Raw genomic sequence first — 21263 nt, 5'->3', positions numbered from 1 at the left:
TTACTGTGATCATATATATAAATTTGTCCCGAGGTATGCACTTAGTAAAACCACTGCCCTTGTCATCTCGACGGTGGCCCCTAACACATCTCCAGTGACACAGTTTATCTCACTGTTAGATTTCTTTGCAACAGCCATAGCAAAGAACACAGCAACAGTAGAGCATAACACTCCAATCTTTGGCATGTCTAAGAGAAATGAGAGTATCATCATTATGAGATAACCTAAGGATAGATGATATTCGTTAGTATTCTTAACAAAGTACCTCCCTGTACCTTCTTTAGAGGGAATACCGCAGCATGCACAGGTGAGAAGTCCTAACCTAGAAGATGCCTCTGTTAGTATCATTAACTTCAAAAATGTTAGGAATGGAAGTTTAGAGTAGAGGTAACCTATGGATGTTAAGGAGATCATCTCTATGAAAAATATGAACACAAGGGCCCCAACACCTACATATACATCTCTCATCACTTCTAATTTCCTCCTGGCACCTCCCATTACCATCCAGGCATCTCCGTAATCCCCCAACCCATCTACATGATGGAAACCTTGTATATATAACATGGTGAAAAGTACTAAAGTACCTATCAAAATAGGAGCATCCACCTTCAAACAGTAAAAGGGAAAGGTTACAAGAGATCCTAAGAATCCTATAAACATTCCTATCAACAGGACAAACAGTAGGTACTTAGAAATCTCCTCGAGATCACTGTGGAAGTTTCCTACAGGTATCCTAGTCATAAAGGCGATCAATCCCTTAATCCCATCTATGGCATCACCTAGTTTTTTCATCTTATCCTACACTCCTTCCTCTATCAATTTTTTTACTATATCTACAACCTCCCTTAAACTTTTAACTTCGTATTTACATTTACCTTTCATATCTTTATATTTACCCCTAAGTATTCTTATAGTATGCATACCTACTTTACTCGCCGGTATAATGTCATTATCCATTCTGTCCCCTACATATACTACCTCTTCCCCTTTTAAGTTCATCTTCTTAAGGGCATATCTGTAGAACTCGATATTCGGTTTTCCAAGTCCGTACTCTTCTGAAGTTACAACCTCATCAAAGAAATCTGCTATCCCTAGCCTTATAAGTTTCTCCCACTGTTTTACAGTAATACCATCTGTAACTACCCCCAGTTTCAATCTCATCTTTTTTAACTCTATGAGGGTTTTTATAGTATCTGGGTAAGGTCTTAGAAGAGCAAATTTAACGTTGTGATAGGTGATTATGCCCATGGTAACTATCTTAGGGTTGTACTGTCCCTCTATAGCCTTTACTAGATCATCAAAATGGTGACCGTAATTCGAACCTTTCTGTTTAATAATCCTCTGGAGGATGTTATAAGCCTCTTCCTCTGTAGCATTTAACCCAGCATCTATCATCATCTTTATGGCCTCTTTTCTAGCCCTATCTACAAAGGTGGTAGAATCGTAAAGGGTATCATCTAAATCGAATAATACTCCCTTTATAGTCATTTAGGCACCTTTTAGTATTTTTATTTAGATCCCTTTACCTTCTTCCTTACCATATTAAAGAGCCCCACAAAGTCGTCTTCAACCTTAACAGGTACAACTATAAGTCCCAACTTCCTATGCCTATCTATCCATTCTTTGTCATAAACTGGGACATCTATCTTTACAGGCTTATCTGTAGGATTACCTACTATTACATTTCTGTAGGGAAAGGGTTCTGCCTCATCTTTACTGTAAGGTACTACAGTTTCTCTTATATACCCCCCTAATGCCATGGTTAATCTTGGAGGTAGTATCATCTTTGGCATTGTTGATCCCTCTTAAATTAATCTTAACGATTATTATTTATATTATTTCAAATATCTAACATTTTAAACTTAACTTCAGTTCCCATCAAAGTAGTGGTTAATATTATATTTATAATATTAATTATAATAAAAAAATTGATAAAAATCTCTAAAGAATTATCCCTTTCTCAATGTTCAGGAAGAGTAGGAGAAATGCATTTATATTTAGGATGTATAGAGGTTTTTATTTTATTACAAAAACAGTTTTTGTTTATTATTTTGTTATTATTCTTATAACCATTATATTACCTTTTTGATGGGACTAAGATATAACAATAAAAGGGATTTCAACACAACGATTGTAGTAATAAATGAAGTAATTTCGTATCAACTACTTGAAGCTACTTTACTCTCTCTATATCTCCATCTCCAACCTCCTCTAACCCATTCCTCATCCAAGTTGTTCTTCTCAGCGTATTCCCTTAAATACCTCTCCCATTTTTCCCAGAGTTGAGGATAGTATCTTTTAATCAGCTCAATCTCTCCAAGTTCCATGGCAGGACAGATGTAACATCCAACCCTGTCAAAACCTAACTTGTAGAGCTTGTTGTAAGGTGCTCTATTTTTAAAGAGATATAACCACACATGCATTGCAGACCAGTGAAGTATTGGAGCACATTGTATCTGCCCTTCTATATACTTACTCTTCCAGACACTTGGTTTTTTTGAACGGTTTATAGACTCGTACTTTCTAAGACCTACAAAGGTTAAACACCCGTTTATGTATCTACTCCTGATGAACTTTTCAACAGGTTTCATCTTACATACTTCACTACACCACCTATAGTCCCTCCCCGGAGGACCGTACTCCTCAAGTTTCTCCCAGAAATCTTCAGACTTTATCCTGACAATTTCTAAGTTGTACCTTCTTTCTACCTCTTCTACGTTCTCCAAAGTTTCAGGTAACTCCAATCCAGTATCTATAAAGATCACATCAAATTTAATCCCCTTCCCTCTCAAGGCCTTCAGAGATAACAGTAGTACTGTGAGGCTATCTTTACCTCCAGAATAGGCTATAACAATAGGCTTTTTTATTCTCTCTGTAGTGTTTCTCATAAATCCTATAGTCTCTTTCTCATATTTTGTAATAACATGTTCGTTGGCCTGGATCATCTTCTCTATGGATTCTTCAAAATCTCCCGTTTCCCTCAAGTATGTAGCCTCTTTCGGAGGTTCGGCATGCCTTATCTTAACTACCATTCCTTTACTTCTCTCCCTAACCTCCTGATAATCCATCCTTGCCTTTCCCACTCCTAAAACTTGGGTGTCTTTAAAGTTCTTAGTATCCTCCTCCATAACTACTACAACAACGTCATCTCCCTTCTTAATATCCTTGGAGAAATACACCACTCCAGGTCTTAAAACTGAAGCATGCCTCTCTAATATATAAGGTACAACATCTTTTCTGATCCCAACTACTTTTTTACAACTTCCTCCTTTTATTATCTTACGTGCCCCTTCCACAGTAGGTAGTATGGACCAGTTACTCTTTTCAACGTCATATTTCAAGATAGCGAAGACTGTACCATCTAAGATAATCTCCTTCATATAGTCTACTCCAGGGGTTTTATTCAGCAATACTATCTTGTTTTTAAATATATTGTCTTGAATGTTGAATTGATTCTTCAAAATGTTGTTTATCATTTCTATATCCTTTGGAAATGCAGGTCTAACGTCTCCAGGAGGAGTTATCTTCACTTGAACAGTTTCTCTTTTACATATATTACAAACTCTATCCAACACGGGAAGGTTGCAATATTTACACCACCTTAAATGAATCTTTCCAAGAAAGTGTTTCACAAGCTCACCTACTCATATTTTTATAGTGTTAATATAACAATATATACCTCTCATTATAAAATTCTAAATAAGAAGAGTAATTATCACAAATAAATACAGGTAAAAAAATAAAAATCTTACAGTATCTTTTGACTTATATTGGACACTGGGGAAACAGAATAGAATTTTTGTTAATATTTCTTCTAAGGGGTTTTTATCTTTTTTATTGTTTTTTATTATTTTAAAAATATGATAAATATCTCCCTTAATCACTACTTTTACTCTTGTACCACTCCCAGTAATTTTTCTCAACGTACTCTCTGATATTATCGGGGGATAATCCATTCGTATAAGAATACACAGAGATCCCTCCAGCACCAACACCTTCTTTTACAGCACCTCTACAGTAAGCCTTTAAACCCTCTATCTTAGATCTTTCATAGTAAAACCTTGAGGCGTATAATGGAATATTACATTCTATCTCTTTTATTAATCCTTTAATATCTGAATTTCTATCCCTTAAAAGAAACTCTGTAGTGCCTATAGAGATATAACCTGAATCTAGAACTTCCTCTTTTACATACTTCCTATCTATCTCCTTTATAACTGCAAGCACCGAGGCCATCTGGGTACCCCCACCTAAAATAACGTACCTTTTACATTTAACCAGTGAAAATACCATTCCTGCAACAACAGGCATCATCTTGTCTCCAACTGCATTGAGTATATCGAATACATCCTGAGATTTAGCTCTCTTTAAACCCTCCTCAACAACCTTTAACTTTAACTCTTTAGGGTTTTTAACAGAGCCAGAGCTTACTTTATCCTCTGCATCGTATCCCAGCCCTAAGAGTACTCCGAGGGCAGAAGTTGTACCTCCAGGTACGCATTCTCCGATAACGGCAACCTGAAAATCTCTCTCCACTACTAATTTCTTTCCTATCTTTCTACCAGTTTCAAAGAGTTTTTTAGAGTTCTCCATTGCAAGACCCTTGGAGATATCTCCAGTAGGTTTTCTATCCACTGGGATGTAGGTAGAGGTAGGTATCTTTGGTTTTATCTCAGCCCCAGCATCTACAGTTAAGACAGGAATATCCTTCAGATAGACATTAGCCCTAGTTATAGTTGCAGGACTTGGACACATGGTAGTGTCCACTGGAGGAGAAGGGAGGGAGATGCTTCTTCCAAGTATTACCAACTCCATATCTGCCGCAGGTGTATATTCTATTACTTTTCTGTTAACTCCGGAAATAGGAAGATACTTAGTTGTCTCTATGTTGGAGATGACAGAAATAAAAAGGGGTTTTTTACCTTTAATATTTTCCAGGAAGTTATTATCGTTAATAGAGATTATATTATCTGATAGGAACATCCTCATCCTCCTCTAAGTACAACCTGTACTGATCTATGTCATCTCCTAATTTATTCACTATAGCCCTTGCAACCCTACCTGGATCCCTAGATTTTGTGATCCCCCTACCTACAACGATGATATGATATCTATTCTTCAACTTTTCTATGTTTTCCAAGGTAACTCCTCCAGCTATACCAAGGAGAAGTTTTTCCCTTCTCTTAACATCCCTATACTCTTTCATTGGGACCTTCTCTTCCTCATCTATAGCCCTGTGTAGAAGTAGGACATCAGGTTTTAACTCCAAGGAGTTGTAGAGGCCAAAAGGATCCCTTACATTTATAGTATCCAAATAACTCATAATACCACACCTCTCACACTCATGTATGCCTTTGAGTATAGTCTCCCTCGGTGCAGTACCACTTAAAACCACTGCATTTGCTGTAGATTCAAAAGCCATCCTTACCTCGACTCTTCCAGTGTCTAATGTCTTCAGATCTGCAACGATGAAACCGTCGTATATTTCCCTTATGCGTTCGACAACTTCAATACCGTACTTCTTAATAAGAGGAGTACCTGCTTCAACTATTATCCTATCACTTGGAGGGAGAGACTCCAATACATACTCCACATTCTCCATAGAAGGCACATCCAATGCAACCTGTAGATAAGGAGGTCGCTCCAACCTTATATCTCTAAAGCCAACTAGTGGATGAAGTGCTCTGTACTTCTCCCTTTTTATCTTCTCCTTCGATGGATAGTCATTTAAAGCCCTACTTATAGCCAATCTCGTAGCACCGTAGTAGTATTGGAACAGTTTTCTCTTGTTTAAGGTGGTATAAGGTACATCTGGTACAGAGACTGTAACTATTAACTTCAGATCTCCATCTAGGTCTAAATCTACAACAGCTTTTGCCACTCCATACTGTATAGGACCGTGTAGAAGGTTGCACTGGATGTCACTATTTAAGGTATTCCTAGGCACTACCAGAGTTAAGGGTTTTACTATAAGGTTATCTCTTAGGTTTGCTAGAATAGGAGTAGGCACCCTTGTTAGAGCATTTGTGAATACAGTATCTATTGTTTCTCCCTTACCTAGTACTACATTGACGATGGCGGTAATATCTCTTCCAAGAACTCCTTCACCAAACTTTAACATAAATATCCCCATTAGAAATTATTTTTTATTTAGAAATTTTTTATAATACTACTAATTATGTTTATTATTATCTTTAATATTTTTTTTATTAAAGGGATACTATGAAAATAATGATAGATGGAGTATTTTACACCAAAGAGAAAATAGATTTCAAGAAGATACTTGAGAAAATTGTAGAGATCGTTGGGGAAGATGTAGTGGTGAGATCTATAGAGTTCCCAGAGATTGGAATGATTGTTGGAGATACCTGTTATTACAGATGTGGATTTACCCTAGATAAAGAGGTAAAATATAGACCTGAAGAGAGGGAACTTAAAGAGATAAGAGATAAAATTAAAAACCTATTTCCAAAGAATACTGTGGTATATTCTCTGAAATGTGAGTTGTATGAGTGATTTTTTAAGAGGGAGTACGATCTAACGTAGAAGATAAATGAAGTGATTCAAATATGAAGATACAATTCGAAGGTAGGATGAAGAGAATGATGCTTAATTCCTTCGTTTATATAAACATTTTAAACTAATTATTCACATTACACGTGTTTGCTCTATTGGATATTCGACTTTTGTTATTATGATTAACCCGAGTTTTCTATTAAAAACGAGGGAGAATAATTATAGTAAAAATCCTAATGGGAATAATTAATTGAAATATCGCGGATTTTTCCTGGGCACAAATACACTTTCCTTATTTTTACAATTCCCCATTATTTTTATATTATTTTAAATCCTTATTCAAAATATACCCAATACCCTGACCAAAACTTACGCCTCCATCTCCATTTGGCACCTTACTGTGGTATAGAAACTTGAAACCCTCCTCTTCAACCCTATCTTTTACTACTTTACATATTATACTGTTATAGGACACTCCTCCAGTAATACCTATATACTCCACTCCTTCTCTCTCCCCAAATTTTACGGCCATAGAAGATAACCCCTCCCCTATAGCAAGATGGATGTACAACCCTATGAACTCCCTTTCGTATCCCTCTAACAACATATTATAAGCCCTATATACCAGATCACTTGTAATAAGTTTTTTATTTTTTATCTTTATATCTTCCCTGGCCATTTCTAGGCATCTCTTATATTCATCATCTCCATAACCTTTGGATCTTACAAAACCTTCCAACCTTACAGCAGGTTCTCCGTCGTAGGTTTTTCTATGGCAGATGGAGAGCAGAGCAGATACGGCATCTAACACCCTTCCACAGGAAGTAGTTTCCATAACATTTATCTTTCTATCTAACTGGAAGAGTATAAGTTCCAAAATTCTATCGTCGAAAATATTGTAACTCCTTATAAACTCCAGTAATTCCCCTTCTTCTAATTTTTTATAGAGTATGGACATCAACATCCTGAGAGGGTACTCTGTACATAGATCTCCTCCAGGCATATACTGTTCCTCTAAGTGTCCTATCCTCTTCATACTATTATTCCTATATCTCAGTATCTCGCCGCCCCATACCTTACCATCTTCTCCGTATCCCAAACCATCCACTGCAATAATTATAGACTCCTGAAAATTATCCTCGTCTCCAAGGAGGGAGTAGGCATGGGCTTTATGATGTTGGATCCTGTAGAGTTCTGCATTAAACCTCTCTGCCAACTCCTCAGCCAACTTAGTTGAGTTATAAGTTGGATGTAGATCACATACAACTCCATGAATATCCTTGGTATTTGTGATCCTCAGTAAGTTCTCTATCCCTTTACTTAAGTATATAAACGTCTCATATTTCGAGGTGTTTCCAATATGTTGAGATAGGTAAAATCTATTACCTTTAACTAAACATGCCGTTGAATTCATTTCAGGACCTACAGCAATTATATTTTCTTTGTTTTCCCTAATATCCCTATGATTTACCACAACAACAGGCTCTGGGACGTATCCCCTCGATCTCCTAAGAAATACCACCCTGTTATTCACCTTCTTAACCACACTGTCATCACATCTATTAACTATCTCCCTGTTATGGATCAAAAAGTAATCTGCAATACCTCTCAGTTTATAGAATATATCTCTATTATTTATAACCATAGGATAGCCAGGGAGATTTGCAGATGTCATAACATAGGCCAGAGCCTCTGAACCTTCCAAAAGGAGATAGTGCAACCCAGAGTAAGGTAGCATAACACCTACTGTATCTAAGTTGGAGATGTACTCTGAGAAGTATCTACTGTAATCCCTTCCCTTCTTCAGTACTACAATAGGCCTCCTTGGAGACTTCAAAAGAGATAACTCTTCTTCATCAATCTCTGTAAAGAGTTTGACATTCTCCTCCTTTGTCATTACTGCAAAGGGCTGGGTTGGTCTATTTAGACGTTCCCTGAGTTTTAGAATAACATCGTCTATATCACATCTACATGCAAGATGGGTACCTCCAATACCCTTCACAGCGAGAATATAGCCCTCATTTAGAAGTTTTACACTTTTAAGTATAGCACTATTCCCTTCATCTAATACATCACTCTCACTGTCTACTAGATACACCTTTGGACCACATTTTGGACAACATGTAGCCTGGGCGTGGAACCTTCTATCTAATGGATCTCTGTACTCTCTTAGACACTCCTCACATAGAGGAAATTGAGCCATAGAAGTATTCTCTCTATCGTAGGGAAGTTTTCTTACTATGGTAAATCTTGGACCACAGTTTGTACATGCCGTAAAAGGATACATGTATCGCCTATTATTTCTATCCCACATCTCTTTTAGACACTCCTCACATATAGATACATCCGGGGGTACAGTCCCCCCGTCTTCATCTGTTTTACTATCACTACCTTCTATAACGAAATCCCTGTAATGTAGAGGAGCGTTGTAATCCAATACCACTATCTTCTCTATGTGAGCCAAAGGTGGTTTTTTATTTTTTATATCCTTTAGAAAGTTTTTTATATCTTTATCTTCACCAGCAACTACTATCTCAACGTAGTTTCCCATATTTTTTACATAACCTCTTAGGTTGTTCTCCTTGCCTATTCTGTAGATGAAAGGTCTAAATCCGACACCTTGCACTATCCCCTTTATAATTATTTTCTTTATTTTCATATCAATCCCTATAATGGATAAAAAATAAATATTTAAATCCTTTTTATAATTTTTATAATTATGATTTCTATTATTTTAATAACTCTTTCATAAACAAAAGCTTAAAAATAACCAATCTAATAATAATCTAATACAGATTTTCTACATCTCTCTTAACTATTTTTTAGTTATTTATACTAAGAATTTAGAGGAAATCGTATGAAAGAGTCCATAGTAATAATCCCAATTTACAACGAAGAAAAAAATATTTTAAAGGTTTTAAAGGATTTAAATACTATACCTGTAGATGTACTCATTGTAGACGATGGAAGCGTGGATAACACTAAAAAAGTTATTGAGGAGTATCTAAGTAGAGAAGAGTATAAAAATAAAATATACACTATATTTAAAGAGAAGAACGAAGGTAAATCAGAGGCTCTTAAAAGTGGAACAGAGTTAGCACTGGAATTAGGATATAAATACATCGTATTTATGGATGGAGATTATCAACATAAACCTAAGGATATTCCAAAGATGTTTAAAAAATTGAAAGAATGTAAGGGGGATGCTGTTTTTGGTATAAGGAGATACTCTTCTATACCTTTCCACAGGCAGGTATCTAATTTCTTAGCCAGTGTTTTCATGTCTGTTTTGATTTCCCTTTATGTGGGTAAGATATACTTTTTTAGGGACATACAGTGTGGGTTTAGGATCATCAGAGCTGATCTCCTAAAAGATATATATTTTGGAGAAGGGTACAGTGTAGAGCATTTAGTGGCTATACAGTTAGCTAAAAAACGGGCAAAGATAGTAGAAGAATACATAGATGTTGAATATCATCCAGAAGCTTATTCTTATATTACCACCAAGAAGATCTTCGATGTTATGGTAGAAGTTGCGAAGTATATGGTGACGGATCTCAAGAACTCTCTTAAATTGGATGTTTTTAAAAAATAACTTATATCCCTAAAACCTCTCTCATCTTTAAAATTACCTGAGTGGAGTTTAAATCCAACCTTTGAATATTTAAAAACCTCTTATCTACCTTTCCCAATTTAACCTTCTTCGTAGAATAGTATCTACCTATTTCTAACAGTCTCTTCTTAAATTCCATCCTCTCCAACTTTCTATGCTCTACAATCTCTTCATGGGTGAAGTTTAAGTTAGGATCTCGGTAGGGTATTCCAACTGTAGATATTGCTATAAGTCTTTCATCCGTCGGAGATATTCTCCTTATCTTTCTATCTGGAGAAGGATTCTTGTAGGCTATAGTTATTCCCCTCCTTCTACCTACAGGGTGTCCCTCCGATAGGATAAAACCAGCCTCTACCAGTGCACTTCTAAAGGGTATGGAAGAAGAGTAGGAGATTAAAACACCGTTATCGTCCATCTTTTTGTAAACCTTCCTTAAAAAATCTACAGTGTACAGTACAGCATCCCGTTGGGGAGAAAATGCATCGTGAAATACTACATTATATCCACCTTCCAACTTCTTGATAGCGTTCCTTCCATCTTCAAGGTATATGTTTATAGTACTTCTGTTTACATCTCCTTCGAGAAAATCCTTAATCCTATTTTTAATTATATTATGTTCCTCGTAGGGTATATCTAAACATAGAGATAGAAAGAGCACTTCTTTACAACACTCTACCATATCTATTTTGCAGTTTCTATTGTAGTGAAGAGCCCCTATAGAGTTGTAACCTATTCCACTACAGAGATCCAGTATCTTTGGATTTTTTATATGTTTTAGATTTGAAGGTATTACGAACTTTTCAACACTCTCCTTTAATGCCCCTATTCTAGAATGCATAAGTTCTTCTTTACATTCTGATACCAATGTGTAGGTACCATCTTCAGTTTTAACTAAAACGCCGTGATTCAGAAGATCCTTAATAAGGTCTCTTCTAAACTCCTCTATATCCTCCCCCTTTTCAAATCTTGCCATGTATCTTCTGATAATATCTATGGCAACCTTATTTGGGAGCATATTTACACCTAAATTTATTAATTATTATAACTTATAACCCTAGTTCCTGTAAATAAAAATTAAAATAATAATTAATTAAAATGATAATTATAAGATTAAAAAATAAGAAAAAAGAAAAATAATAGAGAAACGGAAGTTTCCGAATTAACTCTTAACTAAAGATAGGGACAACTTTATATTTCTCAGTGTCTCAGTATTTAGAAAACCTTCTGTGGAATGTGGTTTCTACCTAAAAAGAATAATTAGTGGTAGGATTTTATTTCTAGAAGTGTGGAAAAATGAAAGGAAGGTTAGGAAACAAAACTATTGATATTATATAAAGATTTTTCTAAATAAGTATAATAAGTTATTAAATGTTATTAAATATTATATTTCCACTACATCCACTACCTCGAGAGGTATGTCTTTCAAAGCCTTACCTATGGTGGATTTAGCTATTCTTATGGCATGCTCTAAATTCTCTGCATTGAAGACTTTCATAGAGAGTAACAGCCCTACCATGGCAGTCCTGGCAACCACTAAGACACAGTCTATAGGTTCTCCACACTTTGGACATATGGTTAATCCTACATCTATATCCACATACTCCATGTTGTTCTTGTTTAACAACTTTCCCACACTGGATATTGCTACACCTATAGCATCTTCCACATCTTCAACGTTTTTTACTATGTAGGGGGCCTGTAGGGTTACATGATAATTGGGCATCTTCCTCTCACCGTATTTTTTAATTTTACTTCGCCAATGTGAATTTTACATCGTCATTTCCAACATCGAATATACCTAAACGGACTCCAGCATCTATCCAGCCGTAGGCGTAATTCAGAGAAGCAAATCCATTTATATAATCCCCTTTCTCTATAAATACCTTTGCATCCTTAAAATAACACTCTATCATAGATAGAAAGTCCAAAGCGACATCGTAGAGTAAACTCCTCTCTGGAGGTAGGCCTTTTTTAATAATTCCTATTGCTTCTTCTGTTTTCCTGAGATACTCCTCTACCTTCTCCTTGGTAATTCTATTTAGGATCTTTTTATCTACCATGCTACCATCCAGAATATAATAAAATAATAATTAAAAAAATAATAATAAAAATAAAAAATATGTTATTTATAAATCTTTTAATCCATCTTGAACTTCTTATCTCTAATAGTCTCCAATATTATTCTCTGCTCAGTTCTTGCCACAGTTTTCCTTATAGTATCTATCGCATCTATGTTTGCAGAAATACTATCAATACCCCACCTAACAAGTTTCTCCACCATAGAAGGTCTACTTCCAGCCTGGCCACATATGGAAGTTTTCACACCGTATTTTTTACATGTCCTTATGACATGCTCTATTAACTTTAAAACTGCAGGGTGATTCTCCCTGTAATACTTTGCAACAAGTTCGTTGTTCCTATCTATAGCTATTGTATATTGGGTTAGATCGTTTGTACCTAAGGAAACAAAGTCAATTCCTTCCTTTATAATATCCTCTATAATAAGTGCAGCCGCTGGTGTCTCCACCATCACGCCAAATTCAACATCTTTTCCTAACTCTAAACCTATCTCCCTGGCCAGTTCTTTTACCTTTCTAACTTCTGAAGGGTTTGTAACTAGAGGTATCATTATCCTTATGTTTTTATAACCTTCACTTCTCAGTTTCTTTATTGCAAGTAATTCACATTTTAGTATTTCCTTCTCATCTAACCCCCTTCTAATCCCCCTCCAACCTAACATAGGGTTCTGTTCTACAGGTTCATCCTCTCCTCCTTCTAACCCTCTGAATTCATCTGTTGGAGCGTCCAAGGTTCTGTATGTTACAGGTCTTGGATAGAAAGCATCTGCTACCTTTCTAATACCCTCTGCGAAAACCTCTACAAGAGCCTCTTCACCCTTCTCCTTAAGTATCTTAATTGGATGAACACCTGTCCCAAGGATCATATGTTCTGCCCTTAGAAGTCCTACTCCATCGGCCCCAGTTGCAGCAGCCCTCTCTGCAACTTCAGGCATGGAAACGTTTACCATAATCTCAGTTGCAGTTATGATTACTGGTGCTCCTGTACTTATCTGTATGTCTTCACCTCTTTCTATCTTCTCCTTCTTTATCTCTCCCCTATATACAATACCCTTCTCTCCATCCACTGTAACTACCATATTGTCCTTCAATATCTCTGTAGCTCTCTGGGTACCTACAACACAGGGCGTACCTAACTCTCTTGATATAATGGCCGCATGGCAGGTTAATCCCCCGTCATCTGTAACTATGGCACTGGCCTTCTTCATGGCAGGTACCATATCTGGCGTTGTCATCTTTGTTACTAAGATATCTCCTTCCTCTATCTTATCTATCTCTTTGATGTCATAGATTATCTTCACCTTACCAGAAGCCAAACCTGGAGAAGCCCCAATACCTTTTAGTATTATCTCCCCTAACTCTTCGGATTCTTTAGATGTCTCTCCCTTCTTCTTATCTAAGGTAGTTATCGGTCTAGCCTGGAGCATAAATATATTTCCCTTTTCTATACCCCATTCAATATCCATAGGTTTTCCATAGTGTTTCTCGATAGTCAATCCCATCTCGGCTAGTTTTCTAAGTTCCTCGTCAGAGAGTACTCTTTTCTCCCTTAGATCTTCAGGAGTCTCTACCTTTTTTGTCTCTCCCTTTTCATCCCTTATAAACATTACATCTTTTCTTGCTACGGAGATGCTCTTTGGGGTTAAGGTTTTTTTATCTATGATATAAGTATCTGGAGTTACTACACCACTTACTACCCCCTCTCCAAGTCCCCACGCTCCTTCTATTACCATTTCCTCGTAATTCTGATTTATAGGGTTCACGGTAAATAACACACCGGCCTTTTCAGAGTTTACCATCTTCTGTACTACTACAGCCAGTGCCACCTTGAAGTGATCAAATCCTTTCTGCTCTCTGTAGAATATGGCCCTTGGAGTAAATAGGGAAGCAAAACATTTCTGAACAGCTTTAACAACGTTTTCAGCCCCTTTTATGTTTAAGTAAGTTTCCTGCTGTCCAGCGAAACTTGCATCAGGTAGATCCTCTGCAGTAGCAGAACTTCGAACTGCAACAAATACCTCCTCTTCACCACTCTCTTCACAGAGTCTGTTATAACTCTCGATAATAATTATTTCGAGATCCTTAGGCATCTTAGCATCTAGTATCAGTTTTCTTATCTCTTCTGATTTTTTATTTAACTCTTCAGGATTATTTACATCCACATCTTTTAGAATTTCCCTTATTTTTTTATCAAGTTTCGTCTCCCTTATAAAGTACCTATATGCTTCTGCAGTAACTATAAATGCAGGAGGTACTGGTAGACCTGCATTCCACATCTCTCCAAGAGAGGCTCCTTTTCCACCGGCAATATCAACATCCCTATTGGACAACTCATCTAACCAGGCTATTAATTTCATGATGCTCCTCCTATATTTTATTGTTAGTTTAATATTGGTTAAAGGTTGTTTATATAATTTGTTATAATTGTTCCCAGGAGTAATATCAAAGGCTTACTAAATTATCATTTTTTATTTTTATGTTGTTATAATTACATTAAACACACATAACATTTTAAACTCATTTAAAATTAATAAAATAATATACAATTATTAGAAGCTATTAAAAAGTTAAAAAAATTTAAAAAAGAAACTCCTTTTATATGTTATCGGGGTTTATTTTTTATAAATATAGTTGTTAATATTGTTTAATTGTTTATATTTTGTGAATTAAATTTGACATTATAGAAACATTTATATAAAATATACTCTCAAATTTAATTAAAATATCAATGAATAATATACATTAAAATTTAAAAATTAATAAAAAACAGCTTTAGGATCATTTTCATAAAAATAAAATTTATCTACGGTGGTGTAATGAGTAAAAAGATAAAGATAGAAACCAAAAATTTAAACTTATACTATGGGGATTTTCACGCCCTTAAAAATATAAACTTACCAATATACGAGAACAAGATAACAGCCCTTATAGGGCCTAGTGGATGTGGTAAAAGTTCCTTTATAAGATGTCTCAATAGGTTGAACGATCTCATCCCCAATGCAAGGATTGAAGGAGAAGTACTCTTAGATGGAAAGAATATATACGATGAAGATGTAGATGTGGTAGATCTGAGGAAGAGGGTAGGCATGGTTTTCCAAAAGCCAAATCCTTTTCCAATGAGTATCTATGATAATGTAGCTTTTGGTCCAAGGATTCATGGTATAAAGGATAAAGATACGTTAGATGAGATCGTGGAGTGGGCTCTAAAGAAGGCAGCATTATGGGATGAGGTTAAGGAAGACTTGAAAAAATCTGCATTTGAACTGTCGGGGGGACAGCAGCAGAGACTCTGTATTGCCCGTACCATAGCAGTTAAACCCGAGGTTATACTGTTAGATGAACCTACATCTGCACTTGATCCTATCTCTACTCAGAAAATAGAAGATCTTATGGTGGAGTTAAAGGAAGATTACACCGTTGTAGTTGTTACTCACAACATGCAGCAGGCAAGTAGGGTGTCAGATTATACAGCATTCTTTTTAATGGGGGAACTTATAGAGTTCGACAAAACTGAGAAGATATTCCTTGCACCTTCAAGGAAGGAGACTGAAGATTATATCAGTGGTAGATTTGGATAAGTAACTGGGTGATATATATGACAAAGGATGTATTTTACTCCAAGTTAAAAATTGTTGAAGATAATGTCATTGAGATGGGGAATATCTGTATATCTGCTTTAAATAAATCTACAGAAGCATTTTTGAACTGGGATAAGGAACTTGCAGAAAAGATAAAGAGAGGAGACGATATTATAGATCTAAAAGAGATGGAGATTGAGGATGAATGTATTAAACTTATAGCACTCTATCAGCCTGTGGCAACAGACTTGAGGACTATATTAACCATTATAAAGATAATATCAAAACTGGAGAAAATAGGGGACTGTGCTTCTAAGATTGCAGATATCACTCTAAGATCTAAGTTAAACATTAAGAGGGAGAATGAGATTGTAATAACTATGACGGAGCGCCTTGGAGAAATGTTGTGGGATGCTCTCCAGGCATTTAAAAATAGAGATGAGAAGTTGGCCAGGGACGTATATGCACGAGATAAAAAGATAGATAAACTCTACGAACAACTTTACAGAGAGATGATCAGTTATATCATTGAAGATCCGAGAAATATTACCATGGCTACTGAAACTATATTCATGGCCAAGTACTTGGAGAGAAGTGGAGATATAATAGCATCTATTGGAGATAGGGTAGTTTATATGATCACTGGAGAGCGGATAAAGGAGGAAGAGTTTGAACAGAAGTACAACGTAGAGAAAATAAAGTATATTAAATTGGAGAGGGAATTTTGAGGATTTAGAGAATTAACAGAAGATCTACTATTTTATGCGTTATTTTTATATTTATTATCATTTACTATTAATTTTTAGATATAACCTTTATAAATATCATTTGAGATAATAAGATATTGTTAATATTTGATTATTTTTATTATTGATCATTAAGAAGGAGATGTGTATGGTAGGACTATCTAAGTTGAAATCAAATAAGGGATATATATTTACCTTTGAAGCTATTGTAGCAGTTATGGCTGTACTTCTTATCTTTTACGTTGGATACTTTACTATTACTTATAACATCTTAACATTTCACGAAGAGAAAAGGAATATTGAAGCCTTTGAAAAGAGTAATCTCATAGCTGATAAAATATTTAAGGATTATGAGTTTCCATCAGATTCCTATGTTCCAGATTATTTAAGATTTGTTGATAGAGTAAGGGAAATGTATTATACCTCAAGAGAAACTATTCCAGGGACCTTTGATCCATATTCAAATGCTGCCTATTACTTTTCAAATGTTATCTATTACTTTAGAAATGTTCCAAATATAATATCTAACGTAAATATAACAGATATGTCTATCCCTACACAAATACAAAATTTTGGTAATATTTACGTTAAAACAAAGAATCTGTTGGTACCTGTAGAAATGTGGAAATATAATAGTAGTACCGATATATCTGAAGATATATCTATAGGGGAAGTATTATATTTTGGCACTAATGTGTCTTCTAAATTAGAATATATCAATATTTCTGCTCCAGAATCTGTAAATGTAACAATTTCTGTTAATGGGGTTCCATTTGAAATGGAAATTAATAGTACTCCAAGGATAAGTGGTTTTGGAAAGGTTATAAATACCTACAGTTATCAACCCAACGAAATAAAAATATTAAATATATCCAGAGATGTACCTATAACTTTGTATATTAGATACACTCAACCTTCTACAATATACGTATTGGTGTTAAGACCTGCAAATATATCCTGTGTCATACCTCTGAGGAATTAGGGGATAGTTATGATTTTTGACAGTGATGTAATGTTAGGAGTGATTATTCTTATTGTTGGAATGGGGTTCTTTACTCTCTCTATGGAAGAACATATAGGTAGTTATACCGAAGCTGTTAGGATGAATATTCTATACGATAAGGCAAGTGATCAGTTAAAATCCCTTGTATCTGATGGCACTTTGGAATCTGCTATACTCCTTATAAATAACGGTTATGGATATATAGCGGAGAATATATTGAAAAACAGGATTAATCTAGATAATTACATTCTACGTATTGGAGGCTATAATATATCGGAGGGAGATCTAAGTAACAAAGATTTAGTTATAGTATCTACAGTTGTAGTATTGAATAGAACAGAGGGGTGGTACGGCATATATGGAGACAGCACTACACTCAATTTAACAGACAGACACTTTCTAAGTGAGAATGAGACGTATGATTATTTAAATAATTTTAAATACCCTCTTAAAAGAGCCGTATATTACGTTAGATCAAGTGATCCTATTAATATTACCTTAATCTACGGTGGTTAATATGTATACTTCCCAGAGTATGCTTATATTGGCTCTTTTACTACTACTAACTGCAGCACTTTTTTATAATACTATCGATTTCCAAAGAAGACAGATAATAGAAGAGATGAGGGCTACATCTGTTGATTTAAAGTCTTCTTCTATAGAGCATGTGGTGTCTTCTTCAATATCGTCCGTATTCAGTAAGGTGTTGAATAATGCCAGTTTAAAAGTTGCCAATGAAGGATTTTTCGACAGTCCTGAAGAGGTTATTGAATACTTAGAAAATAATACGGAGAATTGTATAAATAATTATTTAGATAATATTAGTAGATATTACAGTGATCAAGGATATAACTTTACATATTTTTTCCATATAACTAATATTACCATGGTTGATGGATTTACATTTAAAATATCTTATATCTTTAACTATACTCTCTCCTACAATGGGACCATAAATAAAACAGAAAATATAAACTCTTCCCAATATGTCACTGTAAAAACTATACTGGATGCATACCACTATCGAAAACCTACATATATTATGCCGATATATATATACAATCCTAATAACTACGATTTAAAAGATTTTCAGGTTAATATTACCCTAAACAACAGTAATTTTATTTTTTCTATAGATCCAAATGGTACAGGGTTAAGATTTGTATATAATAATACCTATATACCTTATTGGATAGAGTATTGGAACTATACAAATGACGGTATTAAAAACGACAAGGCTATTATATGGATAAAAGTCCCGGAATTAAAAGCTCACAAAAATACTACCATATACTTAGCATCCACCTATCCAAAAATATCGGAGAGTAATGGAGATTCGGTATTTGAGTTATTTGATGATTTTGAAAACAGTTCAGGTACCAAGTGGAATATTCTTTATGGGAGCTGGAGATTTAATAACAGCAATTATCCTCTATATAACGATCTATATAATAGACAGGTAATAGAATGTGAAGATGCTCCTCCAGTTGCAAGAATAATTTCCACAAACTATACAAATTTGAGTAGTTATATAATAGAGGTTGTTGCAAGGGGGGATAATGATTATACCTCTTCTCAAGCTCCAAATATAATGGTGGGGTATTTTGCAGACCCTCAATACTATTGGTTGCTTACTGTCCACCCAGATGCATTCTATACCTTTGATCTAGGGGGTAGGTTTGATCTAGGGGAAGGATATGGAAGACGAAGGGGCGTATGGAGCGCACTATGGTCAGATTATATAGATTTATATTGGACACAAGTAGCTCAAATATCTCGAGAAGTAATGGTATGTGAGGAATATCCCTATCCCTATGACATTAAGTATATCTATAGAACAAGAGTAGATTATAACAACATCACATCACCCGAAAGAGGAACTTGGTACCTTATAAAGATCCTTATTACTGAAAAGGAAGTAAATGGAATTAAGGTAAAAGAAGTAAAGGGGACATATACTCCTCTAGAAGACTATATAAAATACAATATTGAAAACCCATGGATGATAGATACAATAATAACCAACCCCTATGGAAGACGCTTTGAACTTGGTACCTCTTGGGGAGACCATAATGACAGTCATCAGTACGTATACTTCGATAACTTCAGAGTTAGAAAGTATGCACCTATAGAACCTAAAGTATATGTCAGTGGAAAAATTACAAGGATATACCCACTAATCTACATCTCACCAGATAGAGCCTATGGAACTCATTACGGAGAAGGAGTTAGTTATAACCCATATTTTGTAGAAGATCCTTTAGAGCAATACCCCTCAATTGTAGATATGCTCGCAGGAAGGAATACTAAGGAGTATGGATATAGTATAAAATTAACAGGACTACCTATATCTGAGGATTAAAATTCATGACATGAATAATAGAAATACCCATCTTTGTCAGTGGTTTAGTAAAATTCAGAATTCACTTTTACTCTCCAGTGGTCAGGAATAGCTAGAAAAAAGATTCATTCTGTTTAGAGAGATCTTATTCTATATTATTTTTATTATAATAATTTTTTAAATAATTATTAGCCAAAATTCAATTAAAATTATATATAAGTAAATAAAGAATTTTATTATTTTCCCTAAGGTAGCCAACTCTTCGGATCTTCTATCTTCGCTGGGAGGTACTCATTAACAACGTACTTTAAACCATACTTAGCGAGAGACTGCTGTTCAGCCCTTTTCTTCATCATCAACATCTGATTAAGTGCCTTCTGCCACTCGGGGAAACTCTTTACAAAGTCATCATTCTTTAACCCGTCTTTCAACCTCTTTATATCCTGTTCCTTCAAGGGATGTGTTGGTAAATCGTAATCCACTATATCTTGAGGTGTAACTCCTATCAACCTGGCACTTGGGACAGCCAGCTTCTCTGCAAGATGGACGGCCTTACCACTCCCTACCTTCAATGTTCTATAGATGTTTAGATACCCATAGGGATCTCCATCTGTGAATACTAGGACTGGAAGACCATGTTCTTCATTTAATCTCTTTATAAATCTCCTAGTAGCTCTTGCAGGGACTCCCTTTAAAGATACTAAGATACAATTCTTCTTCTTCCAGAATTTTTCAGCGTTTAATCTGGCAAACATACCTGCAGTCTCTATTGCAAGTATAAAATCTGCATCTGTCTCAAACTCCAACCTTGTAACATCATTGGGAATGTTGTAGGCACCACTACCTAACTTTCTACAGTCTACCTTCAACTCTTCACCTTCTACAGTCCTATCCACTATCTTCAAGGGGCCTACCACTGCAGAACCATCTTCCTCTGGAATAAATCCCAACTCCTCCCTTAGACACCCAAGTGCAGCCTCGAGATCCTCTATAACCTCGTTAGATGGCTGTTGATCATCAAATCTCGCTTCCCCCCAGTTCTTTGAAACGTAATACGCCTCCCTTAGAGTTGAAAAGTCGTTATTATCTAAGAGTTCCTTTGCAAATTCCATCATTTTAATAGTTTGTGCAAAGACCTTTGCCTGATTGACTGTTAAAGTCCTCTCTTTCTCCTTTCCCAGCAGTACAAAGGTGCCTTTTTCTCTATCAAACTTTGCATTACTTAAACTTCTAATAGGTATTTTGAGTTTTGGTCTCTTTCCCTTTAATATAAGATCGTACATACTGTTGGCAACTTCTATAATCTTCCTTTTAGCCTTTTCTCTTGCTTTGGATGATATCATTTAACCCACCTCATAAATATAAAAATATATAAATTATGATATAAT

The 21263-nt window shown here is 35.4% G+C and carries 19 protein-coding genes; 7 read left to right on the top strand and 12 right to left on the bottom strand.

Going from position 1 to position 21263, the window contains the following annotated elements; all coding sequences use genetic code 11:
- Window positions 1–9: 9 nt before the first annotated feature.
- The 6 genes from cobS to MHHB_RS03455 form a co-directional block, all read right to left on the bottom strand.
- Complete coding sequence (gene cobS, locus MHHB_RS03480) at window positions 10–792, bottom strand: adenosylcobinamide-GDP ribazoletransferase (protein WP_131007222.1); 783 nt, start codon at window positions 790–792, stop codon at window positions 10–12.
- 6 nt (window positions 793–798) lie between these two features.
- Complete coding sequence (locus MHHB_RS03475) at window positions 799–1488, bottom strand: TIGR02253 family HAD-type hydrolase (RefSeq protein WP_131007221.1); 690 nt, start codon at window positions 1486–1488, stop codon at window positions 799–801.
- A 20-nt stretch (window positions 1489–1508) separates the two neighbouring features.
- Window positions 1509–1793, bottom strand: a complete 285-nt coding sequence (ehbP, locus tag MHHB_RS03470) for an energy-converting hydrogenase B subunit EhbP (RefSeq protein WP_131007220.1) — start codon at window positions 1791–1793, stop codon at window positions 1509–1511.
- Window positions 1794–2159: 366 nt separating this feature from the next.
- Window positions 2160–3632: a phosphoadenosine phosphosulfate reductase domain-containing protein gene (locus MHHB_RS03465; RefSeq protein ID WP_131007219.1), complete on the bottom strand. Its 1473-nt coding sequence runs from the start codon at window positions 3630–3632 to the stop codon at window positions 2160–2162.
- A 244-nt stretch (window positions 3633–3876) separates the two neighbouring features.
- On the bottom strand, window positions 3877–4983 hold the full coding sequence (cobT, locus tag MHHB_RS03460; RefSeq protein ID WP_131007218.1) for a nicotinate mononucleotide-dependent phosphoribosyltransferase CobT: 1107 nt from the start codon (window positions 4981–4983) through the stop codon (window positions 3877–3879).
- Entirely contained in the window at window positions 4967–6121 is a 1155-nt protein-coding gene (locus MHHB_RS03455) for a bifunctional 5,6,7,8-tetrahydromethanopterin hydro-lyase/3-hexulose-6-phosphate synthase (RefSeq protein WP_131007217.1), read from the bottom strand. Before MHHB_RS03455 ends, cobT begins: the two co-directional genes overlap by 17 nt.
- A gap of 101 nt (window positions 6122–6222) precedes the next feature.
- Between MHHB_RS03455 and MHHB_RS03450 the strand changes: the two genes are divergently transcribed.
- Entirely contained in the window at window positions 6223–6516 is a 294-nt protein-coding gene (locus MHHB_RS03450; protein WP_131007216.1) for a hypothetical protein, read from the top strand.
- Window positions 6517–6838: 322 nt separating this feature from the next.
- Here the strand turns inward: MHHB_RS03450 and hypF are convergent, their stop codons facing one another.
- Window positions 6839–9175, bottom strand: coding sequence for a carbamoyltransferase HypF (gene hypF, locus MHHB_RS03445; protein ID WP_131007215.1), 2337 nt, complete (start codon window positions 9173–9175; stop codon window positions 6839–6841).
- Window positions 9176–9373: 198 nt separating this feature from the next.
- On the opposite strand from hypF, the gene MHHB_RS03440 reads away from it, so the two are divergent.
- The gene (locus MHHB_RS03440; RefSeq protein WP_131007214.1) at window positions 9374–10111 is read left to right on the top strand and encodes a glycosyltransferase family 2 protein; all 738 of its coding nucleotides are present in this window, start codon (window positions 9374–9376) and stop codon (window positions 10109–10111) included.
- Between the two features lies 1 nt (window position 10112).
- On the opposite strand, the gene MHHB_RS03435 is transcribed toward MHHB_RS03440, so the two are convergent.
- The 4 genes from MHHB_RS03435 to ppsA form a co-directional block, all read right to left on the bottom strand.
- Complete coding sequence (locus tag MHHB_RS03435; RefSeq protein WP_131007213.1) at window positions 10113–11144, bottom strand: MnmC family methyltransferase; 1032 nt, start codon at window positions 11142–11144, stop codon at window positions 10113–10115.
- A 366-nt stretch (window positions 11145–11510) separates the two neighbouring features.
- Window positions 11511–11852, bottom strand: coding sequence for a DUF555 domain-containing protein (locus MHHB_RS03430; protein ID WP_131007212.1), 342 nt, complete (start codon window positions 11850–11852; stop codon window positions 11511–11513).
- Between the two features lie 25 nt (window positions 11853–11877).
- On the bottom strand, window positions 11878–12189 hold the full coding sequence (locus tag MHHB_RS03425) for a DUF357 domain-containing protein (protein WP_131007211.1): 312 nt from the start codon (window positions 12187–12189) through the stop codon (window positions 11878–11880).
- 77 nt (window positions 12190–12266) lie between these two features.
- Entirely contained in the window at window positions 12267–14564 is a 2298-nt protein-coding gene (ppsA, locus tag MHHB_RS03420; RefSeq protein WP_131007210.1) for a phosphoenolpyruvate synthase, read from the bottom strand.
- 459 nt (window positions 14565–15023) lie between these two features.
- On the opposite strand from ppsA, the gene pstB reads away from it, so the two are divergent.
- From pstB to MHHB_RS03395, 5 genes are all read left to right on the top strand, one after another.
- Entirely contained in the window at window positions 15024–15785 is a 762-nt protein-coding gene (gene pstB / locus MHHB_RS03415; RefSeq protein ID WP_131007209.1) for a phosphate ABC transporter ATP-binding protein PstB, read from the top strand.
- A gap of 17 nt (window positions 15786–15802) precedes the next feature.
- Window positions 15803–16513, top strand: a complete 711-nt coding sequence (gene phoU, locus MHHB_RS03410; RefSeq protein WP_131007208.1) for a phosphate signaling complex protein PhoU — start codon at window positions 15803–15805, stop codon at window positions 16511–16513.
- A 166-nt stretch (window positions 16514–16679) separates the two neighbouring features.
- Window positions 16680–17513 (top strand): hypothetical protein, encoded by an 834-nt coding sequence (locus MHHB_RS03405; RefSeq protein ID WP_131007207.1) that lies wholly within the window; start codon window positions 16680–16682, stop codon window positions 17511–17513.
- A 9-nt stretch (window positions 17514–17522) separates the two neighbouring features.
- The gene (locus MHHB_RS03400) at window positions 17523–18050 is read left to right on the top strand and encodes a hypothetical protein (RefSeq protein WP_131007206.1); all 528 of its coding nucleotides are present in this window, start codon (window positions 17523–17525) and stop codon (window positions 18048–18050) included.
- Between the two features lies 1 nt (window position 18051).
- The gene (locus MHHB_RS03395; protein WP_131007205.1) at window positions 18052–19896 is read left to right on the top strand and encodes a DUF2341 domain-containing protein; all 1845 of its coding nucleotides are present in this window, start codon (window positions 18052–18054) and stop codon (window positions 19894–19896) included.
- Between the two features lie 224 nt (window positions 19897–20120).
- Here MHHB_RS03395 and MHHB_RS03390 read toward each other — a convergent pair whose 3' ends face one another.
- Window positions 20121–21218, bottom strand: coding sequence for a DNA topoisomerase IV subunit A (locus MHHB_RS03390; protein ID WP_131007204.1), 1098 nt, complete (start codon window positions 21216–21218; stop codon window positions 20121–20123).
- Window positions 21219–21263 lie beyond the last annotated feature (45 nt).

This window comes from Methanofervidicoccus abyssi, assembly GCF_004310395.1.
In the GTDB taxonomy this organism is placed as follows: domain Archaea; phylum AGJL01; class Methanococci; order Methanococcales; family Methanococcaceae; genus Methanofervidicoccus; species Methanofervidicoccus abyssi.
This window is presented reverse-complemented; position numbering and strand designations above follow the sequence as displayed.